Annotated in this window: 14 protein-coding genes; all 14 read left to right on the top strand. The window is 72.4% G+C overall.

Going from position 1 to position 23,944, the window contains the following annotated elements; all coding sequences use genetic code 11:
* Positions 1 to 30 precede the first annotated feature (30 nt).
* The 14 genes from AC6CH9_RS00365 (at position 31) to AC6CH9_RS00300 (ending at position 23,832) form a co-directional block, all read left to right on the top strand.
* Positions 31 to 759 carry a hypothetical protein gene (locus tag AC6CH9_RS00365; RefSeq protein ID WP_498153124.1) on the top strand — a complete coding sequence of 243 codons (729 nt, stop codon included), beginning with the start codon at positions 31 to 33 and terminating at the stop codon, positions 757 to 759.
* A gap of 218 nt (positions 760 to 977) precedes the next feature.
* Complete coding sequence (gene proC / locus AC6CH9_RS00360) at positions 978 to 1,859, top strand: pyrroline-5-carboxylate reductase (RefSeq protein WP_498153123.1); 882 nt, start codon at positions 978 to 980, stop codon at positions 1,857 to 1,859.
* Entirely contained in the window at positions 1,856 to 2,947 is a 1,092-nt protein-coding gene (locus tag AC6CH9_RS00355; protein ID WP_498153122.1) for a LacI family DNA-binding transcriptional regulator, read from the top strand. Before proC ends, AC6CH9_RS00355 begins: the two co-directional genes overlap by 4 nt.
* Before the next feature lie 121 nt (positions 2,948 to 3,068).
* On the top strand, positions 3,069 to 4,742 hold the full coding sequence (locus AC6CH9_RS00350; RefSeq protein ID WP_498153121.1) for a xylulokinase: 1,674 nt from the start codon (positions 3,069 to 3,071) through the stop codon (positions 4,740 to 4,742).
* Entirely contained in the window at positions 4,739 to 5,506 is a 768-nt protein-coding gene (locus tag AC6CH9_RS00345; RefSeq protein ID WP_498153120.1) for an L-ribulose-5-phosphate 4-epimerase, read from the top strand. Before AC6CH9_RS00350 ends, AC6CH9_RS00345 begins: the two co-directional genes overlap by 4 nt.
* 146 nt (positions 5,507 to 5,652) lie before the next feature.
* The gene (gene araA / locus AC6CH9_RS00340) at positions 5,653 to 7,161 is read left to right on the top strand and encodes an L-arabinose isomerase (RefSeq protein WP_378230456.1); all 1,509 of its coding nucleotides are present in this window, start codon (positions 5,653 to 5,655) and stop codon (positions 7,159 to 7,161) included.
* Between the two features lie 383 nt (positions 7,162 to 7,544).
* Complete coding sequence (locus tag AC6CH9_RS00335; protein WP_498153119.1) at positions 7,545 to 8,561, top strand: ABC transporter substrate-binding protein; 1,017 nt, start codon at positions 7,545 to 7,547, stop codon at positions 8,559 to 8,561.
* A 222-nt stretch (positions 8,562 to 8,783) separates the two neighbouring features.
* Entirely contained in the window at positions 8,784 to 10,325 is a 1,542-nt protein-coding gene (locus AC6CH9_RS00330; RefSeq protein WP_498153118.1) for a sugar ABC transporter ATP-binding protein, read from the top strand.
* Positions 10,322 to 11,380 (top strand): ABC transporter permease, encoded by a 1,059-nt coding sequence (locus tag AC6CH9_RS00325; RefSeq protein WP_498153117.1) that lies wholly within the window; start codon positions 10,322 to 10,324, stop codon positions 11,378 to 11,380. The genes AC6CH9_RS00330 and AC6CH9_RS00325 overlap by 4 nt, the downstream gene beginning before the upstream one ends.
* An 80-nt stretch (positions 11,381 to 11,460) precedes the next feature.
* Entirely contained in the window at positions 11,461 to 12,438 is a 978-nt protein-coding gene (yjfF, locus tag AC6CH9_RS00320) for a galactofuranose ABC transporter, permease protein YjfF (protein WP_498153116.1), read from the top strand.
* 264 nt (positions 12,439 to 12,702) lie between these two features.
* Positions 12,703 to 12,906 (top strand): hypothetical protein, encoded by a 204-nt coding sequence (locus AC6CH9_RS00315; RefSeq protein ID WP_498153115.1) that lies wholly within the window; start codon positions 12,703 to 12,705, stop codon positions 12,904 to 12,906.
* Between the two features lie 269 nt (positions 12,907 to 13,175).
* Positions 13,176 to 16,073 carry a beta-xylosidase family glycoside hydrolase gene (locus AC6CH9_RS00310; RefSeq protein WP_498153114.1) on the top strand — a complete coding sequence of 966 codons (2,898 nt, stop codon included), beginning with the start codon at positions 13,176 to 13,178 and terminating at the stop codon, positions 16,071 to 16,073.
* Between the two features lie 121 nt (positions 16,074 to 16,194).
* Positions 16,195 to 18,612: a family 43 glycosylhydrolase gene (locus AC6CH9_RS00305; RefSeq protein ID WP_498153113.1), complete on the top strand. Its 2,418-nt coding sequence runs from the start codon at positions 16,195 to 16,197 to the stop codon at positions 18,610 to 18,612.
* A 282-nt stretch (positions 18,613 to 18,894) separates the two neighbouring features.
* Positions 18,895 to 23,832: a family 43 glycosylhydrolase gene (locus AC6CH9_RS00300; protein WP_498153112.1), complete on the top strand. Its 4,938-nt coding sequence runs from the start codon at positions 18,895 to 18,897 to the stop codon at positions 23,830 to 23,832.
* The last annotated feature ends 112 nt before the right edge of the window (positions 23,833 to 23,944 follow it).

The following is a 23,944-nucleotide window of genomic DNA, read 5'->3' as shown; positions in this document are numbered from 1 at the left end:
CGAGGACCGAGAGCAGCGGAGGTACGCGCGATGAGCCAGCCGCACGGCGGGGGCCCGACGGGACGCGCCGCCACCCCGGCGCGTCCCACGACGGCCGCGGGGTCGTCGGCGCGCCGACCCACCGACGCCGTGGGCGCGAGCGACCGACGCCACTCCCGACCCGCGTCGGCGGCCGTCTACCGGCGGCGCCGGCTCGTGGTGCTCGTCGGGCTGCTGCTGGTCGTCGGGCTCGTGGTCGCGCTCCTCGCCTGGGGATGGCCCGGCTTCGCGCGCGCGGACGCCGTGGCCGACCCCGAACCGACGGTCACGGTCACCGCCGACCCGCCCACCCCGACGCTCGAGCCCGCCGCCCGGACCGGGACGTCCGCGTTCGCGCAGGCGCTCCCGGACACGGTGCTCGACCTGGTGCTGCGCAGCGACGCGGCGACGGACGCGTGGTCCACGGACCGGGCTCTCGAGGCGTACGAGCTCGTGTACGCGGACGGCGAGGGCGACGACGCGACGACGGTCACGGTGCTCGCCGGGCAGTGGCCGACGGTCGCCGAGGCGGAGACCGCCGCGGCGGACCTCGTCACCGCGGCGGGCGAGCCGACGGACACCGGCGACGTCGAGGTCGCCGGAGAGGTCGCGGGCACGTACGCGGTGACGGCCGCGGCCGACGGGCAGACGACCGTCACGTGGCGCAACGGCACCGCGGTCCTCCAGGCCACCGGGCCTGCCGACGTCGTCACCGACGTGTACGAGGCGTACCCGCTCTGAGCCCGCCCTGAGCCCGCCCTGAGCCCGCTCTGACCCGCCCGGCCCGCCCTGACCCTCCGCTCGACGCCGGCTCCCACCCTGCCTCGAACACCGCCTCGCCCACCGGGCGCGGCCGGGGACCGCCGGGCCCGCGACGACGTCCCCGGGACCCTGACCGGTCCCGAGCACCCGCCGGGTGCGCAAGAATGCCTTCACCGACCACCGGGAGCTGATCGTCCATGACCGACCTGCCGACCCCGCCCGTCCCTGATCGCCGGCTCGCCGTCCTCGGCACGGGCGTCATGGGCGAGACCGTCCTCGCCGGCGCGCTCGCCGCGGGCTGGGACCCTGCCGACGTCGTCGCGACGGTCCGCCGACCCGAGCGCGGCGAGGAGCTCGCGAGGCGCCACGGGGTCACGACGACGCAGGACAACGTCGAGGCCGTCCGCGGCGCCGGCGTGGTGGTCGTCGCGGTCAAGCCCAAGGACGTCGCGGCGCTGCTCGCCGAGGTCCGCGACGCGGTGGGCGAGGGGACGGTCGTGGTGAGCGTCGTCGTCGGGCTCCCCACGGCGTTCTACGAGGACCGGCTGCCGGCGGGGACCGCCGTCGTGCGGGTCATGCCCAACACACCGTCCGTCGTGGGCGCCGGGGTGAGCGCGGTGAGCGGCGGGGCCGCCGCGGACGACGACGACGTCGCGCTCGTCGAGCGCCTGCTGTCCGCGACGGGGCTCGTCGTGCGCGTCGCGGAGAAGGACCAGGACGCGGTCGGAGCGCTCTCGGGCTCCGGCCCGGCGTACGTCTTCTACGTGATCGACGCGCTCGCCGAGGCGGGCGTGCTGCTGGGCCTGACGCGCGCGACGGCGCTCGAGCTCGCCACCGCCACGGTGCACGGGGCGGCGACGATGCTGCGCGAGACCGGCGAGCACCCGGCGATCGCGCGCGAGAAGGTCTCGTCGCCCGGCGGCACGACCGTCGCCGCCCTGCGGCGGCTCGACGCCGGCGGGGTGCGCGCTGCGTTCCTCGACGCGCTCGAGGCAGCGCGCGACCGGTCGGCCGAGCTCGCCGAGGCGCTCGCGGCCGCTCCTGCACCGGCTCGCGGTCCCGAGGGGGCACGGTCATGAGCGACGGGCCGTCGCCGCGCACCCGTCCGCCCGCGATGTCCGACGTCGCGCGGCTGGCGGGCGTCTCGCACCAGACGGTCTCGCGCGTGCTCAACGACCACCCCAGCGTGCGCCCGGAGACGCGGGACCGCGTCCTCGACGCGATCGCGACCCTCGGCTACCGACGCAACAGCGCGGCCCGCGCGCTCGTGACGATGCGCTCCGGGACGATCGGCGTCGTGACGACGGGCTCCGCGCTGTACGGTCCGACGTCGACCCTGATCGCGGTCGAGGAGGCGGCGCGCGAGCAGGGGTACTTCGTGAGCGTCGCGACCATCCGGCGCTACGACGCGGACACGATGCACCGCGTGCTCGAGCACTTCATGGACCAGAGCGTCGAGGGCATCGTCGTCATCGCGCCGCAGACCGACGTCGCGGCCGCGGTCGACTCGTTCCGGGCTCCCGTGCCGGTCATCATGATCGCGGCGCGCGACCACCCCGGCGAGGGCGAGGTCGCGGACGTCGTGCGCCCGAGCGCCGGGGCGCTCGGCGCGCCGGGCGCGATCCTCTCGATCGCCGTCGACCAGCGGCTCGGCGCGCGGCTCGCGACGGAGCACCTGCTCGGCCTCGGGCACACCACCGTGCTGCACCTGTCCGGCCCGCTCGACTGGTTCGACGCGCGCGAGCGCGAGACGGGCTGGCGCGCGGCGCTGGAGGAGCACGGTGCACCCGTGCCGGAGCCGGTGCGCGGTGACTGGTCCTCCGACCGCGGCTACGCCGTCGGCAGAGAGCTCGCGGACGCGGTGCGCGCGGGCGACGGGCCCACCGCCGTCTTCGCCGGCAACGACCAGCTCGCGCTCGGCCTGCTCCGGGCGTTCTGGGAGCAGGGCGTGCGTGTACCGTCCGACGTCTCGGTCGTCGGGTTCGACGACGTGGCCGGTGCGGGGCACTTCATCCCACCGTTGACGACCGTGCGCCAGCCGTTCGGCTCGCTCGGGCGCCGGTGCATGGGCATGATGATCGACGCCTTGTCCGGGGCGACCGTGCGACCCGTCTCCATCCCGCCCGAGCTCATGGTCCGCGAGAGCACGGCGACGCCGCGCGACTGACGCCTGCGCACCGCTCACGCAGACCCGTGCCCGGGGGAGTTGGCCCCACCGGTTGTGAGCGCTAACATTCGAGAAGGTACTCAACGACCGAGGCGCGACGCCGCGACGAGGAGAAACAGCAATGGTGCAGCAGGACGAGGTCGGCCGCCGTCGGGCGGCCGTCGTGGCGGGGGAGACCGCGCTCGGGATCGAGCTCGGGTCGACGCGGATCAAGGCGTGCCTCGTGGACGCCGAGGGCACGCCGCTCGCGAGCGGGAGCCACGCGTGGGAGAACCGGTTCGAGGACGGCACGTGGACGTACCCGCTCGACGCCGTCGAGGCAGGGTTGCGCGACTGCTACGCGCGCCTCGTCGACGACGTCGAGGAGCGGTACGGCGTGCGCCCCACGACCTACGGCGCGCTCGGCGTGTCCGCGATGATGCACGGGTACCTCGCGTTCGACGCCGACGGCGAGCTGCTCGTCCCGTTCCGCACGTGGCGCAACACGTCGACCGGCCCGGCCGCCGCCGAGCTCACCGAGCTGCTCGGGTACAACGTCCCGCTGCGCTGGTCGGTCGCGCACTGGTACCAGGCGATCCTCGACGCCGAGCCGCACGCCGCGCACGTCGCGAGCCTCACGACGCTCGCGGGGTACGTCCACCGGCGCCTCACGGGCCGCCACGTGCTCGGGGTCGGCGACGCGTCGGGCATGTTCCCCGTCGACCCGGCGACGCGCGACTACGACCACGCGCTCCTCGCGCTCGTCGACGAGCGCGCCGCGAGCCACCGGGACGGGCCCAAGCTCGCCGAGCTCCTGCCGGACGTGCTCGTCGCCGGCGAGGACGCGGGCCGCCTCACGACCGAGGGCGCGGCCTGGCTCGACCCGTCGGGCACGCTGGCCCCCGGCGTCCTGCTCTGCCCGCCCGAGGGCGACGCCGGCACGGGCATGGTCGCGACCAACGCCGTCGCGCCGCGGACCGGCAACGTCAGCGCGGGTACGAGCATCTTCGCGATGGTCGTCCTGGAGGGTCCGCTCGGCAGCGTGCACCACGAGCTCGACCTCGTCACGACTCCCGCGGGCGACCTCGTCGCGATGGTCCACTGCAACAACGGCGCGAGCGAGCTCGACGCATGGGCGAGCCTGCTCGGCGAGCTGGCGGCGGCCGTCGGCAGCGACGCGAGCCCGGACGACGTGTTCGGCGCGCTCTTCCGCGCCGCGCTGGACGGCGACGCCGACGGCGGTGGCCTGCTCGCCTACAACTACCTCGCCGGCGAGCCGATCACGGGCCTGGACGAGGGCCGGCCGCTCGTCGTGCGCACGCCCGGCAGCCGGCTCACGCTCGCCAACTTCGCCCGGACGCAGGTGTACGGCGCCTTCGGGACCCTGGCGCTCGGGATGCGCGTCCTCGCGGGCGAGGGCGTCCGGCTCGACGGGATGCTCGCGCACGGCGGCATGTTCCGCACCGCGGGCGTCGCGCAGCGGCTGCTCGCCGCGGCGATCGACGCGCCGGTGAGCGTCGGGAACACGGCGGGCGAGGGTGGCGCCTGGGGCATCGCGGTCCTGGCCGGCTTCGCGCGCGACCGGGCGTCGTCGCGCAGCGCGTCCGGGACGAGGGCCGACGTCGCCGCCCACGACCTCGGCGCGTACCTGCGCGAGCACGTGTTCGCCACGGCGGAGATCGAGACCGTGGTCCCCGACCCCGCCGACGTCGCCGGCTTCGCCGCGTACCTCGAGCGCTACGCGGCGGGGCTCGCCGTCGAGCGTGCCGCCGTGACGGCTCTGCCCACCCGCACCGAAGGAGAGGACCCCGCATGAGCACGCCCACCCCGGCCGCGGACGTGGCTGCCGCGCCCGTCGCCGTGACGGCGGTGCCCGCGCACCTGCGCGACGCCGTCGACGCCGCCAAGGAGCGCGTCGCCGCGCTGCACGCCGAGCTCCCGCGGTGGGAGCTCGTCGTCTGGACCGCCGGGAACGTGTCCGAGCGCGTCCGGGACACCACGCGTCCCGACGGCTCGGGCGACCTGCTCGTCATCAAGCCGTCCGGCGTGGCGTACGACGACATCACCCCCGAGGCGATGGTCGTGTGCGACCTCGACGCGGTGCTCGTCGAGGGCGACCGGTCGCCGTCGTCGGACACGGCGGCGCACGCGTACGTGTACCGGCACCTGCCGGACGTGGGCGGGGTCGTGCACACCCACTCGACGTACGCGACCGCCTGGGCCGCGCGCGGCGAGCCCGTCCCGTGCGTCCTGACGATGATGGCCGACGAGTTCGGGGGAGACATCCCCGTCGGACCGTTCGCGCTCATCGGCGACGACTCGATCGGGCGCGGCATCGTCGAGACCCTGCGGGGCTCCCGCAGCCCCGCCGTCCTCATGCGCAACCACGGGCCGTTCACGATCGGCACGGACGCGCGCGCAGCTGTCAAGGCGGCCGTCATGTGCGAGGAGGTCGCGCGGACCGTGCACGTCAGCCGCCAGCTCGGCGAGCCCACGCGCATCGCGCAGGACGACGTCGACTCGTTGTACGCGCGCTACCAGCACGTCTACGGGCAGCAGCCCGCGCCGGAACCGCGCTGACCACGGGTCGGTGCCGTCCGCCGCGCACGACCCGGACCCGGCGCCCACGGCGCGCAGAGCACGAGCAGCACGACACCAGCACGACCACCCGGGACGGGCCCGCAGCGGTGCGGGAACGCCCCACGACACGAGAGATGTGGACCGACATGAGCAAGCCCTACGCGGACCGCGAGATCTGGTTCCTCACCGGGAGCCAGGACCTGTACGGGGAGGAGACGCTGCGGCAGGTCGCCGAGCAGTCGCAGGAGGTCGCGCGCGTCCTCGACGCGTCCCCCGACGTCCCGGCGAACGTGGTCTGGAAGCCCGTCCTCAAGGACGCCGGCTCGATCCGGCGCGCGATGCTGGACGCCAACGCGGACGACCGCGTGCTGGGCGTCGTGACGTGGATGCACACGTTCAGCCCCGCGAAGATGTGGATCGGGGGCCTCGACCAGCTGCGCAAGCCGCTGCTGCACCTGCACACGCAGGCGAACGTCGAGCTGCCGTGGGACACGATCGACTTCGACTTTATGAACCTCAACCAGGCCGCCCACGGCGACCGCGAGTACGCGTACGTCGCGACGCGCCTGGGGGTCGCGCGCACGACGGTCGTCGGGCACGTGTCGAACCCGGCCGTCACGGCGCGCGTGGGGTCCTGGGTGCGCGGCGCCGCGGGCTGGGCGGCGACGCACGAGCTGCGCCTGGCCCGCTTCGGCGACAACATGCGCAACGTCGCGGTGACCGAGGGCGACAAGACCGAGGCCGAGCTCCGGTTCGGTGTGAGCGTGAACACCTGGGGCGTGAACGACCTCGTGCGCGCGGTCGAGGAGGTCTCCGAGGCCGACGTCGACGCGCTCGTCGCGGAGTACGAGGCTCTGTACGACGTGGTGCCCGAGCTGCGCAAGGACGGCGAGCGGCACGCGTCGCTGCGCTATGCGGCCCGCCAGGAGATCGCGCTCGAGACGTTCCTCGAGTCGGTGGGCGCCAAGGCGTTCACGACGAACTTCGAGGACCTCGGCGACCTGCGCCAGCTCCCCGGCATCGCCGTCCAGCGCCTCATGGCCAAGGGCTACGGCTTCGGCGCCGAGGGCGACTGGAAGACCGCCGTCCTCGTGCGCGCGGCGAAGGTCATGGGCGAGGGCCTGCCCGGCGGGGCGTCGCTCATGGAGGACTACACCTACGACCTCACGCCCGGCAGCGAGAAGATCCTCGGCGCGCACATGCTCGAGATCTGCCCGTCGCTCACGACGTCGAAGCCTCGGGTCGAGATCCACCCGCTCGGCATCGGCGGCAAGGAGGACCCGGTCCGCATGGTGTTCGACGCCGACCCGGGCGTCGGCGTCGTCGTGTCCCTCGCGGACATGCGGGACCGGTTCCGCCTCACGGCCAACGTGGTCGACGTCGTCGCGCCCTCCGCCCCGCTGCCGCACCTGCCGGTCGCGCGCGCGGTGTGGGAGCCGCGCCCCGACTTCGCGACGTCTGCGGAGGCGTGGCTCACCGCGGGCGGCGCGCACCACACGGTGCTGTCCACCGCGGCCGGCATCGACGCGTTCGAGGTGTTCGCGGACATCGCGCGCACCGAGCTGCTGGTCATCGACGAGAGCACGACGCGCCGGGGCTTCCGCGACCAGGTGCGGTGGAACCAGGTGTTCTACCGCGTCGCGCAGGGCCTCTGACGCCGCTCGGGGGAGCCGTCGGCGCGGGCTCGGGCGCGGCCTCGCGGTCGTGACCGAACCGTGACGGGTGGCGGCTTCCCCTTCGCGCGTGTGAGCGCTAACATCGTCTCTCGGGAGGGTGTGAGCGATCACATTCGCAGGTCTGGCGCTCAGCGCCCCGGCAGGCTCCGCGCGGTCGGCACGTCGCAGTGTCGGGCGGTGACCACAACGGTTACCGAACGGTTATGCGGAATGCGGGGTCGGGGCTTGCGGTAGGGGTGCTGACACCGCTAGACATTGACACAAGCAAACATGTATCAACAAGAGTCAACAGCCCGATGGTGGGCTGGCACGACCCGACGACCCTCGGCACGGCGCCGAGGTCGCATCTCAAGGAGGAGAGCATGTTCAGCACGACCAAGGCGCGCACGCGTCTGACGGGTGTCCTCGCCGGCGTGGCGGTCCTCGCGCTCGCGGCGTGCAGCAGCGGGGGCGGCAGCACGGACGGCAGCAGCAACGACGCAGGCGGCGACGGCGGCAGCGGCGACACGATCGTCGTCGGCTTCTCGCAGGTGGGCGCCGAGTCCGGCTGGCGCGCGGCGAACACCAAGTCCATCCAGGACACGCTCACGGCCGAGAACGGGTTCGACCTCAAGTTCTCCGACGCGCAGCAGAAGCAGGAGAACCAGATCCAGGCGATCCGCTCCTACATCGCGCAGGGCGTGGACGTCATCGCGTTCTCCCCGGTCGTCGAGTCCGGCTGGGACGCGGTGCTCGAGGAGGCCAAGCAGGCCGGCATCCCCGTCATCCTCACCGACCGCGCGGTCGACTCCGAGGACGACACCCTCTACGAGTCGTTCATCGGCTCCGACTTCGTCCTCGAGGGCGAGATGGCCGGCGACTGGGTCTCCGAGAACCTCGCCACCGAGCCCATCAACGTCGTCGAGCTCCAGGGCACCACGGGCGCCGCGCCCGCGATCGACCGCAAGACCGGGTTCGAGAACGCCACGAAGGACAACCCGAACGTCACGATCATCGACTCCCAGACGGGCAACTTCACGCGCGCCGAGGGCAAGACGGTCATGGAGGGCTTCCTCCAGGCGCACGACGACATCGACCTCGTCTACGCGCACAACGACGACATGGGCCTCGGCGCCATCGAGGCGATCGAGGCCGCGGGTCTCGTCCCGGGCGAGGACATCAAGATCGTGACCGTCGACGCGGTCAAGGACGGCATGCAGGCACTGGCCGACGGCAAGATCAACTTCATCGTCGAGTGCAACCCGCTCCTCGGCCCGGACCTGGCGGAGATCATCAAGAAGGTCGTCGCCGGCGAGGAGGTCGAGAAGCGCATCGTCGTGGAGGACCAGTCCTTCACCCAGGAGCAGGCCGTCGAGGCGCTCCCGACGCGCGAGTACTGACCGGGACCGGGCGGCCGTCGCGGAGAGATCCGGGACGGCCGCCCGCCCGGCGGAGCCGGTCGACGCCGACCGCTCCGCCACCACGGACGGGTCGCGCGCCGGGAGAGCACGTCTCCCCGGCGCGCGGCCGACGCACCACCGCCGGCATGCCGACGTCGCCGGCGTCCTGAGGCGCCCCGGGGCCCGGCAGTCCCGCCGCCACCGCTGCACGGAAGGTCACCCATGACTACCGCCGTCCCCGACGGTCGACCCGTCGTCGAGATGACCGGGATCTCGATCGAGTTCCCGGGCGTCAAGGCGCTCGACGGAGTCGACCTCACGCTCCGGCCCGGAGAGGTCCACGCCCTCATGGGCGAGAACGGCGCCGGCAAGTCGACGCTCATCAAGGCGCTCACCGGTGTCTACTCGATCGACTCCGGTCGCATCGTCGTCGACGGCGCCGAGCACACGTTCTCGGGCCCGGGCGAGGCCCAGGCCGCCGGCGTCTCGCCGGTGTACCAGGAGGTCAACCTCTGCGAGAACCTCTCGGTCGCCGAGAACATCATGCTGGGTCACGAGCCGCGCCGGCTCGGCGCCATCGACTGGCGCAGGACCCGCCGGCGCGCGGGCGAGATGCTCGCCCGCCTCAACCTCGACATCGACCCGGCGTCGTCGCTCGCCTCCCACTCGCTCGCCGTGCAGCAGCTCGTCGCGATCTGCCGCGCGCTCGTCGTCGAGTGCAAGGTCCTCATCCTCGACGAACCGACCTCGAGCCTCGACGCGGACGAGGTCGCCCAGCTCTTCGCCGTCGTGCGGCGGCTGCGCGACGAGGGCGTCGCCATCCTCTTCGTCTCGCACTTCCTCGAGCAGGTCTACGAGATCTCGGACCGCATGACGGTCCTGCGCAACGGAAAGCTCGTCGGCGAGTACGTGACCGCCGAGCTCCCGCGGCTCGAGCTCGTCTCCAAGATGATCGGCACCTCGCTCGAGGTGCTCGAGGAGCTCGAGGAGGCGCCCAAGCGCTCGGTGGCCGACCGCGACGGGACGACGCCGTTCGTCCAGGCGCTCGGCGTCGGTCGCAAGGGCTCGGTGCAGCCGTTCGACCTCGACGTCTACCCGGGCGAGGTCGTGGGCCTCGCCGGCCTGCTCGGCTCGGGCCGCACGGAGCTCGCGCGCCTGCTCGCCGGCGCGGACCGCGCCGACTCCGGCCAGGTGCGCGTGGGCGGCACGCCCGCGCGCCTGCGGACGCCGCGCAGCGCGATGCAGCGCAAGATCGCCTTCTCCTCGGAGCACCGCAAGGCCGAGGGCATCGTGGGCGACCTGACGATCCGCGAGAACATCGTCCTCGGGCTCCAGGCGGAGCGCGGCTGGGCACGACGCCTGCCGAAGAAGCAGGTCGACGAGATCGTCGAGACGTACATCAAGGCGCTCGCGATCCGCCCCGGCAACCCGGACGCGCTCATCAAGAACCTCTCGGGCGGCAACCAGCAGAAGGTGCTCCTCGCGCGCTGGCTCGCGACGGCCCCCAAGCTGCTCATCCTCGACGAGCCGACGCGCGGCATCGACGTCGGTGCCAAGGCCGAGATCCAGAAGCTCGTGGCCCAGCTCGCGGGCGAGGGCATGTCGGTCGTGTTCATCTCGGCCGAGCTCGAGGAGGTGCTGCGGCTCAGCCACCGCATCGCCGTCATGCGCGACCGGGTCAAGGTCGCGGAGATCACCAACGACGAGGGCGTCACGGTCGAGGACGTCGTCGAGCTCATCGCGAGCGGAGGGCAGGAGTCATGAGCACCACGGCACCCGCCTGGCAGCGCGCCGTCCAGCACCGGCTCTTCTGGCCGATCGTCGCGCTGGTCGTGCTGCTGGCGGTCAACACCATCAACCGGCCCAGCTTCCTGTCGGTCCGGCTCCAGGACGGGCACCTGTTCGGCTCGCTCGTCAACCTGCTGAAGAACGGCGCCCCGCTGCTGCTCGTGGCGCTCGGCATGACGCTCGTCATCGCGACGCGGGGCATCGACCTGTCGGTCGGCGCGGTGGTCGCGATCTCCGGCGCCGTCGCGCTGAGCTTCATCGCGTCGTCGCCCTCGCCCGACAGCCTCACGACGGTCCTGGTCGCCGCGGGGATCGCGCTCGCGCTGTCCTTCGTCCTCGGCGTGTGGAACGGCTTCCTGGTCTCGGTCCTCGGGATCCAGCCCATCATCGCGACGCTCGTGCTCATGACCGCGGGCCGCGGCGTCGCGATGCTCATCACGGGCGGCCAGATCACGACGGTCAACAGTGCGCCGTTCAAGGCGATCGGCTCCGGCTTCTGGTTCGGGATCCCGGTGGCGGTCGTGCTCGCCGGCCTGGTGTTCGCCGCGGTCGCGCTGCTCACGCGCCGCACGGCGCTCGGCATGCTCATCGAGTCCGTCGGCATCAACCCGGAGGCGAGCCGCCTCGCGGGCGTCAAGTCCCGCAGCATCATCTGGACCGTGTACGCGGTGTGCGCGCTGTTCGCGGGCCTCGCGGGCCTCATGATCTCGTCGAGCACCATGGCGGCCGACGCGAACAACGCCGGCCTGTTCATCGAGCTCGACGCGATCCTCGCCGTCGTCATCGGCGGCACGTCGCTCGCGGGCGGCAAGTTCTCGCTCTCGGGAACCCTGGTCGGCGTCCTCATCATCCAGACGCTCACGCTCACGGTGACCATGCTCGGCATCTCGCCGTCCGTCACGCCCCTGTTCAAGGCGATCGTCGTCATCGCGGTCTGCCTCGCGCAGTCCCCGAAGGTGCGCGACCTGGTCGCCGCCCGACGACGTCGCGCGGCCCCGACGGCCGCCGCGGCCGCGGAGGTGAGCGCCTGATGTCCGCCGTGCAGACCCCTGCCCCGACCTCGCCCCCCGACCCTCGGGGCGCCGAGACCGCCGCCCCCGGAGGCCCGTCCATGACCGAGCGACTCACGAGCCGCGTCCGCCTCGACCGGCGCTACCTCCCGGTCCTCGGCACGTTCGCGGTGCTCGCGCTCATGCTCGTGGTGGGCGGCAGCCGGTACGAGAACTTCCTCTCGGCCCGCGTCCTCTCCAACCTCTTCATCAACAACTCGTTCCTCATCGTGCTCGCGGTCGGGATGACCTTCGTCATCCTCACGGGCGGCATCGACCTGTCGGTCGGCGCGGTCGTGGCGCTCTCGGGCATCACGACGGCGTCCCTGCTCCAGAGCGGCTGGCCCGTCGCCGTCGTGCTCCTCATCTCGGTCCTCATCGGGACCGTCCTCGGCCTCGCGGTCGGGCTGATGGTGCACGTCTTCGACATCCAACCGTTCATCGCGACGCTCGCGGCGATGTTCCTCGCGCGCGGCCTGTGCTACGTGATCTCGCTCCAGTCGATCCCCATCACGGACGAGTCGTTCGTCGCCCTGGCGGGCTGGAGCCAGCAGTTCGGCGACGGCTGGCGCATCACGACCGCGGTCATCATCTCCCTGGTCGTCGTCGCGATCGCGTTCTACGTGCTGCACTACACGCAGTTCGGCCGCACCGTCTACGCGATCGGCGGCGGCGAGCAGTCGGCGATGCTCATGGGCCTTCCCGTCGCGCGCACCAAGGTGCTCGTGTACGTGGTGAGCGGCACGTGCGCCGGCATCGGCGGCCTGCTCTTCGCGATGTTCTCGCGGTCCGGCTACTCGCTCACCGGTGTGGGCATGGAGCTCGACGCGATCGCGGCCGTCGTCATCGGCGGCACGCTGCTCACGGGCGGGACGGGCTTCGTGCTCGGGTCCGTGCTGGGCGTGCTCGTGCTCGGCCTCATCCAGACGATCATCACCTTCGAGGGCACGCTGAGCTCGTGGTGGACCAAGATCGTCATCGGCGTGCTGCTCCTGGTCTTCGTGATCCTGCAGCGCGTGCTGGTCGTCAGGCGGAGGTGAACCTGCGGTGCCGGGTCCGCCCGCGCGACGTCCTCGGACGTCACGAGGGCGCGGGCCCGGCACCACGGCCGTCTGCCCGGGCCTCTCGCCCGGGATCACCGGAGCTGGACGGGGGCCGGCACCCCTGGGTCGGTCGGGCGTCGCCCGACCGGCGGTGTCACGGCGCCACCCTTGTGCAATGTGAGCGCTCACACTAGGCTCGGGCCCAACTTGTGAACGCTCACACGCAACGGTGCGTGTCTCTCGACGATGAGAGGAAGCCCTATGGATATCTCTGTTCACCCGTCCCTCCGCACCTCCGGGCGCAGACCGGCGCGCCGCCGGTCCGTCGCCGTCGCCCTCGTGGCGGGGATGGTCGGCACCGTCGCGCTCGCGACGTCGCTGCCGGCCGCAGCCGCGGAGCCCGACGACGGCGAGCAGGTCACCTCGACCGTCGACGTCGCCTACGACGCGCTCGACTGCGGCTGAACGAAGCCGAGGTAGAACCGCAGGACCCGAGGTAGAAGCCCCCGGGCTCTACCTCGCGACCGCGGGTTCTACCTCGCGAGAGCACGCTTCCCTCGTGGCCGGTCCGGCGGGCCACGAGGGCGCGGCCCGCGCCCCGGCGCGGGCCGCCACCGCACCACTGCACCACCGCTCGAGCACGGAAGCGACGCGGCGTCCGTCGAAATCGGTTCCGACATCGATATCCGCCAGATGAACCACCCGACAGAAGAACCTCGACGAGGAGGAAGAACATGAGCAGGCACCGGAGACGACGGGCCGCGGCGACGATCGTGGCGGGGGTGCTGGCGCTCGGGGCCGGCCTGCCCGCGGCGCACGCCACCGCGACGGCCGACGACGAGCTCCCGGCGGCGAGCGCCCTCACCGGGCTGACCACGACCGACCGCGGCGACGGGACGTACGACGTCCCGCTCCTGCGCAGCGACGTCCCGGACATCAGCGTCACGCGCGTCCCCGCGGCCGAGAACGACGAGGGCCGCGACCTCTACTACATGATCAGCACGACGATGCACCTGGCCCCTGGCGCCCCGATCATGAAGTCGTACGACCTCGTGAGCTGGGAGATCGTCGGGTACGTCTACGACCGGCTCGGCGTCGGCGACGTGTCATCGCTGCGCAACGGCAAGAACGGCTACGGCAACGGGCAGTGGGCGTCCTCGCTGCGCTATCGCGACGGCACGTTCTACGTGGTGTTCAACACCAACGACCTCGGGGGGTCGTACCTCTTCCGCACGGACGACGTCGAGCACGGCGCGTGGGAGCGCACCGCGCTCGGCCGGGGGTTTCACGACCCGTCGCTGTTCTTCGACGAGGCCGACGGGGGGACGCCCTACATCTTCTACGGCTCGGGCGCGACGAGCGCCGTCCGGCTGAACGACGACCTCACCGCGATCGAGGCCGACTTCCCGAACATCTTCCGCGCCGCGGACTACGCGGGCGAGCCGTTCGTCGGCGGGCTGTTCGAGGGCGCGCAGGTGCACTACATCGACGGCGAGTACTACGTCGCGATCATCACGTGGCCCAGCGGACAGAACCGCCAGGAGGTGCTGTTCCGCTCGCCGCACCTGCTGGGTCGCTACGAGACCGCCGACGGGTCGAACCCGTACGTCGCGCGCAGCGCGCTGAACTCCGACGGCTTCGCCCAGGGCGGGCTGGTCGAGGTGCCCGACGGCGCGGGCGGCTACGAGTGGTGGGGGATGTTCTTCCGCGACACCTACCCGCTCGGCCGCATCCCCGCGCTCATCCCCGCGACGTGGGAGGACGGCTGGCCCACGTTCGGCGACGACGGCGTGGTCCGCGTCGGCGACACGTTCGCCAAGCCGATCGTGCTGGACCCGGCGACGGAGCGCCGGGAGCGGCTGAAGAGCATCGTCGCCTCCGACGACTTCGCGAACGACGCCGAGCACCGCGCGTTCAGCGACACCGTCTGGGAGGTACCCGACGCGCCCACGTACGACGAGTCCCTGCTCGGCGTCGAGCTCGTCGCCAACCCCGGGTTCGAGGACGCCGGGACCGCCCCGTGGGCCGCGCAGTTCGGGGCGACGCTGTCGCGAGAGACGAGCGGCGCCGCGTCGGGCACGGGCGCGCTGCGCGTCGCGGGCCGGACGCTCAACGGCTCCGGCCCGAACCAGCAGCTCGGCGGGAAGATCCAGGCGGGCGTGACCTACGAGGTCTCGGCCCGGGTCCGCTACGCCTCCGGGCCGGCGCAGGTCCGCTTCAACCTCGTCGGGGACTGGGGCGCGGGCGTCACCACGCTCGCGTGGGCGAACGCCACGCCGGGGGAGTGGACGACCGTCCGGGGCACCTACACCGTCCCGCAGGACGCCGACGTCCGGACCTTCAAGCTCGCGGTCGAGACGCCGTGGGGCAACCCGCAGCCGCCGTCGTCGAGCGTCGAGTACCTGCTCGACGACGTGTCCGTCGTCGGCCGCGCGCCGGACCTCGAGACGCCCACGCTCGAGGAGGTCTCGTACAACGGCTCGGACCTCGACCTCGCGTGGCAGTGGAACCACGCGCCGGACAACAGGTACTGGTCGCTCACCGAGCGCGAGGGCTGGCTGCGCCTGACCAACGGGCACGTCGTGACCGGGGAGGCGGAATACACCAAGGCGCCCGGGCGCGACCTCACGTATCTCGAGGAGGCGCGCAACACCCTCGGTCAGCGCACGTTCGGCCCGACGTCGTCGGCCCAGACGAGGCTCGACGTCTCCGGCATGCTCGACGGCGACGTCGCGGGCCTCGCCGTCTACGGACGCAGCTTCGCGTACGCGGGCGTCCAGCAGGTCGACGGCGAGCGCACGCTCGGTCTCGTCACCCGGCTCCAGCCGTTCTCCGACACCATCGACCGCGAGGCGGTCGAGTCGTTCGTCCCCGGGTCGCAGGTCCCGCTGGGCGAGCGCACGGACGTGCACCTCAAGGCGGACGCGGACTTCGCCTCCCCGAACGGGCAGCTCTGGGTGCAGTACTCCTACAGCCTCGACGGGCAGACCTGGCAGCCGCTCGGTGCGCGCCAGGGGCCGCTCGTCATGGACTGGAGCCTGTCCCACTTCATGGGGTACCGGTTCGGCCTCTTCTCCTACGCCAAGGAGCAGACCGGCGGCCACGTCGACTTCGACCACTTCCTCCTGAGCGACGTGCTCGACGCCGACGGCGGCGCCGACCGGACGGCGCTCGACGCCGTCGTCGCCGAGGCCGAGGGGCTCGACCCTGCGGACTACACGGTCGAGTCGTGGTCCGCCGTCGAGAAGGGGCTCGCGTCGGCACGGGCCACGACCGCGCCGTCGACGCAGAACGAGGCGGACGCGCCCGCGTGGGCGCTCGCGCTCGCCGTCGCGTCCCTCGTGCGGACCGACGTCGCCGAGGTCGCGTTCACGGCCGAGGCGAGCGTGCGCGCGCTGGCCGGGAAGGACTACGTCGCCGTGCGCGTGACGAACGACGAGGACGTGCCCGTGGACGTCGTCGTCACCACGCCGTACGGCAGCCGGTCGTTCGCCGGCGTCGAGCCGGGCCGCAACGCGTACCAGGCCTTCGCGAGCCGACTGACGAGCGTCCCCGCGGGCGAGGTGACGGTCTCGGTCACCCGCTCGACCGACGGGTCCACCGCGACCCGCACGGTCGCGTACGGCGGCTGACCCAGCCGCCGGTCCCGGACGAGAGGAGGGCGCAGGACGACGGCGCGACCCCGCCGTCGGCACGACCGTCCGCGCGAGGCGCGCGGACGCGCAGGACACCCACATCGATCGAGGAGGATCCATGGACACGCACCACCGCAGACGACGTCGCCTGCGCGGCGCCGTCGCCGGGGCCGCGCTCGCGACGCTGCTCTCCGCGTCGCTCGCCGCGCTGCCGTCGTACGCCGCGGACGAGGAGCTGGTCGTCAACGGCGGCTTCGAGGACGGCACGACCGGCTGGTTCGTCAACAACGGCAACGCGACCGACAAGGCCGTGCTGTCGACCACCGACCAGGCGTTCGCGGGCGAGGCCGCGGCCCTGACCACCGAGCGCGCGACGACCGGCTCCGGTCCGATGCAGGACCTCAGCGGCAAGGTCCGCGCGGGCGAGACGTACGAGCTCACCGCGAGGATCCGCTACGACGCCGCCGCGGCCCCGGCCACCAAGCAGTTCTTCGCCACGATGCACTACGGCGGCGGGACGTACACGAACCTGGTGAGCGTCACCGCGACCAAGGGCCAGTGGGCGACGTTCGACGGCCGGTTCACGATCCCTGCCGACCAGAACGTCGGCACCGCGCGGCTGTTCTTCGAGACGCCGTGGACGAGCAACCCGTCCGCCGACCCGGCGACGCACCTCATGGACTTCGTGCTCGACGACGTCTCCGTCGTCGGCGCGGCCCCGCCCGGACCGCCCTCGAAGACGATCGAGGTGCTCGGCAAGCTGCCCGGCGAGCACAACCCGCTCATCTCCCACAAGTTCGGGGCCGACGGGTTCGGGTTCGTCGAGGACGGGCGCGTGTACATGTACATGACGAACGACACCCAGGGCTACGCGCCCGACCCGGTGACAGGCGTCTCGCCGCAGATCAACTACGGCAGCATCAACCAGATCACGCTCATCTCGTCCGAGGACCTCGTGAACTGGACGGACCACGGTGAGATCCAGGTCGCGGGACCGCAGGGCGTCGCGCCGTTCACGAACAACTCGTGGGCGCCGGGCATGGCGAAGAAGACGGTCGACGGCGTCGACAAGTACTTCCTCTACTACGCCAACGGCGGCGGGTCGTCGAACGTCATCACGGGCGCCTCGCCGCTCGGGCCGTGGACGAGCGAGCGCGACAGCACGCTCATCGACGGGCGGACCCCGGGCGCCGAGGCCGTGGCCTGGAAGTTCGACCCGGCGCCGCTCGTCACCGACGACGGCGCGTACCTCTACTTCGGCGGCGGCCCGGCGTCGACGTCGATGCCGGCGGCGGAGCGGTTCAACAACCCGAAGAACATCCGCGTCATCGAGCTGGGCGACGACATGGTCTCGACGCAGGGCACGGCGGCCGTCGTGGACGCGCCCGTGGCGTTCGAGGCGGCGCAGGTGTTCGAGCGCGACGGCAAGTACTACCTGTCGTACTCGTCGCACTTCGGCGGCAACGACTTCGGCGGCAACCAGGCCACGCTCCCGGGGTATCCGGGCGGCGGGCAGATCGGCTACATGATCTCCGACGACCCGATGTCGTTCCCCAAGGAGACGTACGCCGGCGTGATGTTCCCGAACCAGTCGCAGTTCTTCGGCGCGGGCACGGGTGGCAACAACCACCAGTCGGTGTTCGAGCTGGACGGCAAGTACTACTTCACGTACCACGCGCCCACGCTCAACAAGCGCATCAACGGCAGCACCACGCAGGGCTACCGCAGCCCGCACATCCAGGAGCTGACGTTCAACGCGGACGGCACGGTCCAGCAGGTCGTGGGCGACTACGCGGGCGTGGACCAGGTCAAGGACCTCGACCCGTTCCAGGTGCTCGAGGCGGAGACGTTCGCGTGGCAGCAGGGCCTCACCACCGCGAAGGTCGACGGCGGCTCGGCGCAGTTCGGCGCGCAGGCGCCGAACCTCGTGGTCCGCGACGTGGACGACGGCGACTGGTCGGCGCTGTCGTCGGTCGACTTCGGCGACGGTGCCGCGAGCGTCGCGGCGCGCGTCAAGCCGCTCGTCGAGGGTGCCACCGTCGAGGTGCGCCTCGACGACCGCGAGGGTGCCGTCGTCGGCACGCTCGACCTCGACACCCCCGTGGGCGAGTGGGCGGACGTCACCGCCGCCCTGGAGGGCGTGAGCGGCGTCCACGACGTGTACTTCACGTTCGCCGGCCCCGCGGGCGTCGACCTCGTCGAGGTGGACACGTGGGAGTTCGCGGCCGACGCCGCCGGCCCGGCCGTCGAGCTCGACGTGACCGCGTCCGCACGCTGCCTCGCGGGCAAGGCCTACGTGGCGGTCCGCGCGACGAACTCGGGCGACGTCCCGGCCGACGTCTCGCTCGCCACGCCGTTCGGCACGCGCGTCGTGGAGGACGTCGCGCCGGGCGCGAACGCGTACCAGTCGTTCGCGGCCCGGTCCACGTCGCTCGCGGCCGGGGTCGCGACGGTCACGGGCGCGGCCGTGCTCGACGGTGCCGACGTGAGCACGCCGTACGAGGCCGCGTTCGACGCGCTGGCCTGCGGAGGCTGAGGACGGGAGGGACGGCGCGCACGTCGCGCCGAGACCTCCTGGGAGCGGGTCGGCGTCGCGGACGCCGGCCCGCTCTGGCGCTGGTCCGCCCCGCGCGTCGAGCGGAAACGCATCGTTCGCCCGACAGGTCCCAGCCCGGAAGGAAAGTCGACAACGGTTTCGACGGAGGAGGTCGCCTCCGATCCTCGCCATGTTTGCGTTCACATGTTAGCGTTCACACGCGCGTTCGACGACGGACCCGCGACCGGCGCCGACGCCGGGCACGACGACGAGGAGTCACCGATGACCTCACGCCACCAACCACCCCCGACGCCCGCGGAGCGCCGCGCCCGGCGCCGGCGCCGCTCGCTCGCGGCGCTGCTCGGGCTCGCGCTGGTCGCTCCGCTCGCGCCCGCGGGCGCGGCGGCCGCCGGCCCGATGTCCGCGGCGCCCGCGCCCCTCACGACCGCTGCCGAGCCGACCGCGGACGGACTCCGGCTCTGGCTCCCGCTCGACGAGACCGGGGGGACGGTCGCGCACGACGCCTCCGGCAACGGGCTCGACGGGACCCTCACCGGCTCCGGCGGTGGCTGGCAGCCCGGCCAGGGCCTGACGTTCGGCGGGTCGAACCACGTCAGCCTCCCGGACGACCTGCTCGCGGGCTACGACGCCGTGACGGTGAGCGCCGACGTGTGGGTCGACGCGTCGCTGAGCGGCAACTACTTCTTCTACACCCTCGGCAACCCGGCGGTCGGCACACCGCAGTCCGGGAACGGCTACCTGTTCTCGACCGGCAACGCGAACTACCGCGCGTCGATCTCCGACCTCGCGTGGGGGCGCGAGCAGAACACCGCCAAGGCCCCCGCCGCCGCACTCCAGCGCGGCGTCTGGAAGACGATCACGTACACGCTCGGCGGCGGCACCGCGCGGCTCTACGAGGACGGCGCGCAGGTCGGGCAGAACGCCGCCGTCACGATCACGCCCGGGGCGATCGGCGGCGGCACGACGACGGCGAACGCGCTCGGGAAGTCGGCCTACGCCGCCGACAACCTCTTCAAGGGCCGCATGAAGGACTTCCGGCTCTACGACCGCGCGCTCACCGCGCAGGAGGTCGCCGACCTCGCGTCGGCCGCCGCGCGGGACGCCGTCGCGGCCGACGCCGCGGCGCTCGACCTCGGCGACACGAGCGCCGTCGTCACGGACCTCGCGCTCCCCGCGAAGGGCGTCGGCGGCTCGGCGGTGACCTGGGCCAGCTCCGACGCGGCCGTCGTCTCCGCGAGCGGCGCGGTCACGCGCCCCGCGGGCGACGAGCCCGCCACCGCGACCCTCACCGCGACGGTGACGCTGCGCGGCACGACCGAGACCCGCACGTTCGACGTCACGGTCCTCCCGGGCGACGGCGACCAGGCGAAGGCAGACGCCGCGGCGGCGGCGCTGGAGGTGACGAACCTCGACGACGTGCGCGGCAACCTGACCCTGCCCACCACGGGCCTGCACGGCGCGAGCGTGGCCTGGGCGACGTCGTCGGGCACGATCACGCCCACCGGCGAGGTGACACGCCCCGCGCACGGCGAGGACGCGGAGACCGTGACCCTCACGGCGAAGGTCACCGTGGGCGCGGCCACCGCGACGCGCGAGCTCGAGGCCCACGTGCCGGCGCTGCCCGAGCAGGAGGACCTCGCGGGCTACCTGTTCTCCTACTTCGTGGGCGAGGGGACCGCCACGGGCGAGCAGGTCTACTTCGGCCTCAGCCAGGGCAACGACCCGCTGAAGTACCAGAACCTCAACGACAACCAGCCGGTCCTCACGTCGGAGCTGGGGGAGAAGGGCCTGCGGGACCCGTTCATCATCCGCTCGCCCGAGGGCGACAAGTTCTACCAGATCGCGACCGACCTCAAGATCTACGGCAACGGGAACTGGGACGCGTCCCAGCGCACCGGCTCGAAGTCGATCATGGTGTGGGAGTCCACGGACCTCGTGAGCTGGACCGACCAGCGCCTCGTGCAGGTCTCGCCCGACACCGCGGGCAACACGTGGGCGCCGGAGGCGTACTACGACGAGACGATCGGCGCGTACGTCGTGTTCTGGGCGTCCAAGCTCTACGCGGAGGACGACCCGAACCACACGGGCAACACCCACAACCGGATGATGTACGCCACGACGCGCGACTTCGTGACGTTCAGCGAGGCGCAGGTCTGGGTCGACCCGGGCTACTCGGTCATCGACTCGACCGTGACGCAGCACGACGGCCAGTACTACCGCTTCACCAAGGACGAGCGGAACAACACGTCGTCCACGCCGTGCTCCAAGTTCATCCTCGCGGAGAAGGCCGCTGAGCTGCGCTCGACGGACTACGACTTCATCACCGACTGCATCGGCAAGGCGAACTCGCTCGGCGGCGGGATCAACCAGGGCGAGGGCCCGACGATCTTCAAGTCGAACACCGAGGAGAAGTGGTACCTCTTCATCGACGAGTTCGGCGGCCGTGGCTACGTGCCGTTCGAGTCGACCTCGCTCGACGCGGCCGAGTGGACCATGTCGTCCGACTACGAGATGCCGTCGCGCCCGCGCCACGGCACGGTGCTCCCCGTGACGCAGGCCGAGTACGACCGCCTGCTCAAGACCTACCAGCCCGACGCGTTCGTCGAGGCCGTCGAGGACGTCGCCGTGACCGTCCAGACCGGCTCCGCGCCGGTGCTGCCCGCGACCGTCACCGCGACGTACGCCGACGGCTCGACCGGCCAGGCCGGCGTCACGTGGGACGCGGTCGACCCGGCGTCGTACGCGCAGGCCGGGTCGTTCGAGGTCCTCGGGACGCTCGGCGGCGGCGTGAGCGTGCGTGCCCGCGCGGTCGTCACCGTGACCGACGACGCCGTCCCGGTCGAGGGCCTGAGCGTCACCCCCGAGTCCCTCGAGCTGGGCGTCGGCGGCACGCGACAGCTCACCGCGACCGTCACGCCCGCCAACGCGACGGCGCGCGCGATCACGTGGGCGTCGGACGACGCCGACGTCGCCACGGTCTCGGCCGACGGCATCGTCACGGGCGTCGGCGAGGGCCACGCGCTGGTCACGGCGACGACGGCCGACGGGTCGCACACCGCGTTCGTCGCGGTGGAGGTGACCACCGAGATCCCGGGGCTCGTCGTGCGGTACGCGCTCGACGAGACGAGCGGCACGACGGCCGCGAACTCGGCGCCGGGGTCGTCGTTCGGCCCGGCGACGCTGACCAACGGCGCGGCGTTCTCCGGCACGGGCGAGGGCGTGACCCTCGACGGGACGGACGACTACGTCGACCTGCCGGACCACCTGCTCGCCGGGCTGACCGACGTCACGGTCGGGCTCGACGTCAAGGTCGCCACCGACCAGGCGACGCCGTACTTCGTCTACGGTCTGGGCAACACGAGCGGCACGGCGGGCGACGGGTACCTGTTCACCACGGGCAACGCGTACCGCACGTCGATCGCGACGGGGAACTGGACCACCGAGCAGACCGTCACCAAGAACGCGAACCTCCAGCGCGGGGTGTGGAAGCACCTCACGTACACCCTGTCCGGCACGACGGCCGTGCTCTACGAGGACGGCGTCGAGGTGGGCCGCCAGACCGGCGTCACCATCGACCCGAAGGACATCGGGAACGGCTCGACGCTCGCCAACTACATCGGCCGCTCGCTGTACTCGGGCGACCGCTACCTCAAGGGCTCGGTGCGCGACTTCCGGGTCTACGACCGTGCGCTCACGGCGGACGAGGTGTACCAGGTCGGCGCCGACCACACGGCCGTCACGGGCGCCGAGCTCGACGCGCTCAAGGTCCCCGCGATCGTCGACGGGGCGAGCTCGACCGTGACGCTCGCCGTCGAGCCGGGCACGGACGTCTCCGCGCTCGCGCCGGTCCTCACGGTCTCGCCGCGCGCGACCGTCACGCCCGGGAACGGCTCGGTGCAGGACCTCACGCAGCCCGTGGCGTACACCGTGACCGGGCCGGACGGGTCGTCGCGCACGTGGACCGTCCAGGCGAAGCAGATGGGCAGCCCCGTGCTCCCCGGGACGTACGCGGACCCGAACATCGCGCAGTTCGGCGACACGTTCTACCTCTACGCCACGACCGACGGCACGCCGGGCTGGGGCGGCAAGGACTTCTACGTCTGGAAGTCGACCGACCTCGTGACGTGGGAGCGCTCGGAGCAGCCGTTCCTCACGCTCGACGGCGCGAACGGGAACGTCCCGTGGGCGACCGGCAACGCGTGGGCGCCCACGATCATCGAGCGGGACGGGAAGTACTGGTTCTACTTCTCCGGCCACAACCCGACGTACGACCGCAAGACGATCGGCGTCGCGGTGGCCGACAGCCCGGAGGGCCCGTTCACCGCGCAGCCGACGGCGATGATCACCAACGGCGAGGCCGTCACGTCCGGCCAGGCCATCGACCCGGCAGCGTTCCGCGACCCGGAGACCGGGAAGTACTGGCTGCTGTGGGGCAACGGCGGACCGTCGAACGGCCCGGTCATGGCGGAGCTGAACGACGACATGACGTCGATCAAGCAGGACACGCTGCGGCGCATCCCCGGCCTGAGCGACTTCCGCGAGGGCCTGTTCCTCAACTACCGGGACGGCGTCTACCACCTCACGTACTCGATCGACGACACGGGATCGGAGAACTACCGCGTCGGCTACGCGACGTCGGACAGCATCGACGGCCCGTGGACCTACCGCGGCGTGATCCTCGAGAAGGACGCCTCGCAGGGCATCCTCGGGACCGGGCACAGCTCGATCCTCAACGTCGAGGGCACGGACGACTGGTACATCGCCTACCACCGGTTCGCGATCCCCGGTGGCAACGGGACGAACCGCGAGACGACGATCGACCGACTCACGTTCGGCGACGACGGCCTCATCCAGAAGGTCGTGCCGACGCTCGAGAGCGTGGACCCGGTCGACGTGACCCCCGCGCCCCGGGTCGACCTGACCGTCGAGGCCACCCCGCGGTGCCTCGCGGGCAAGGTGTACGTCGCGGTGCGGGCGACGAACGCGGGCGACGTGCCCGCCGACGTCACTCTCACGACCCCGTACGGCACGAAGACGTTCGCGGGCGTGGCCCCGGGCGCGAACGCCTACCAGTCGTTCGCGACACGGGCGACGTCGGTCCCGGCCGGCACGGTGACCGTCACCGGCACGGCCGTGCTCGACGGCGCCCCGACCACCACGCCCTACGACGTCGCCTACGACGCCCACCCCTGCGGCTGACGATCCCCCCGAGGTAGAGCCCCGGTAGGCCGAGGTAGAGGCGTGGTCACGACCACGCCTCTACCTCGCGGGACCGGGGCTCTACCTCGGCGGCACGACCTGCATCTCGACG

This window comes from Cellulosimicrobium sp. GQ32 (genome assembly GCF_059758455.1).
This window is presented reverse-complemented; position numbering and strand designations above follow the sequence as displayed.

What these genes read in the sequence shown, in the direction of transcription:
- AC6CH9_RS00350 (WP_498153121.1), top strand. Translation starts at nt 3,069, where the DNA reads ATGGTGCAGCAGGACGAGGTCGGCCGCCGTCGGGCGGCCGTCGTGGCG.
- AC6CH9_RS00310 (WP_498153114.1), top strand. Translation starts at nt 13,176, where the DNA reads ATGAGCAGGCACCGGAGACGACGGGCCGCGGCGACGATCGTGGCGGGG.
- proC (WP_498153123.1), top strand. Translation starts at nt 978, where the DNA reads ATGACCGACCTGCCGACCCCGCCCGTCCCTGATCGCCGGCTCGCCGTC.
- AC6CH9_RS00305 (WP_498153113.1), top strand. Translation starts at nt 16,195, where the DNA reads ATGGACACGCACCACCGCAGACGACGTCGCCTGCGCGGCGCCGTCGCC.
- AC6CH9_RS00315 (WP_498153115.1), top strand. Translation starts at nt 12,703, where the DNA reads ATGGATATCTCTGTTCACCCGTCCCTCCGCACCTCCGGGCGCAGACCG.
- yjfF (WP_498153116.1), top strand. Translation starts at nt 11,461, where the DNA reads ATGACCGAGCGACTCACGAGCCGCGTCCGCCTCGACCGGCGCTACCTC.
- AC6CH9_RS00345 (WP_498153120.1), top strand. Translation starts at nt 4,739, where the DNA reads ATGAGCACGCCCACCCCGGCCGCGGACGTGGCTGCCGCGCCCGTCGCC.
- AC6CH9_RS00325 (WP_498153117.1), top strand. Translation starts at nt 10,322, where the DNA reads ATGAGCACCACGGCACCCGCCTGGCAGCGCGCCGTCCAGCACCGGCTC.
- AC6CH9_RS00330 (WP_498153118.1), top strand. Translation starts at nt 8,784, where the DNA reads ATGACTACCGCCGTCCCCGACGGTCGACCCGTCGTCGAGATGACCGGG.
- AC6CH9_RS00300 (WP_498153112.1), top strand. Translation starts at nt 18,895, where the DNA reads ATGACCTCACGCCACCAACCACCCCCGACGCCCGCGGAGCGCCGCGCC.
- AC6CH9_RS00365 (WP_498153124.1), top strand. Translation starts at nt 31, where the DNA reads ATGAGCCAGCCGCACGGCGGGGGCCCGACGGGACGCGCCGCCACCCCG.
- AC6CH9_RS00335 (WP_498153119.1), top strand. Translation starts at nt 7,545, where the DNA reads ATGTTCAGCACGACCAAGGCGCGCACGCGTCTGACGGGTGTCCTCGCC.
- AC6CH9_RS00355 (WP_498153122.1), top strand. Translation starts at nt 1,856, where the DNA reads ATGAGCGACGGGCCGTCGCCGCGCACCCGTCCGCCCGCGATGTCCGAC.
- araA (WP_378230456.1), top strand. Translation starts at nt 5,653, where the DNA reads ATGAGCAAGCCCTACGCGGACCGCGAGATCTGGTTCCTCACCGGGAGC.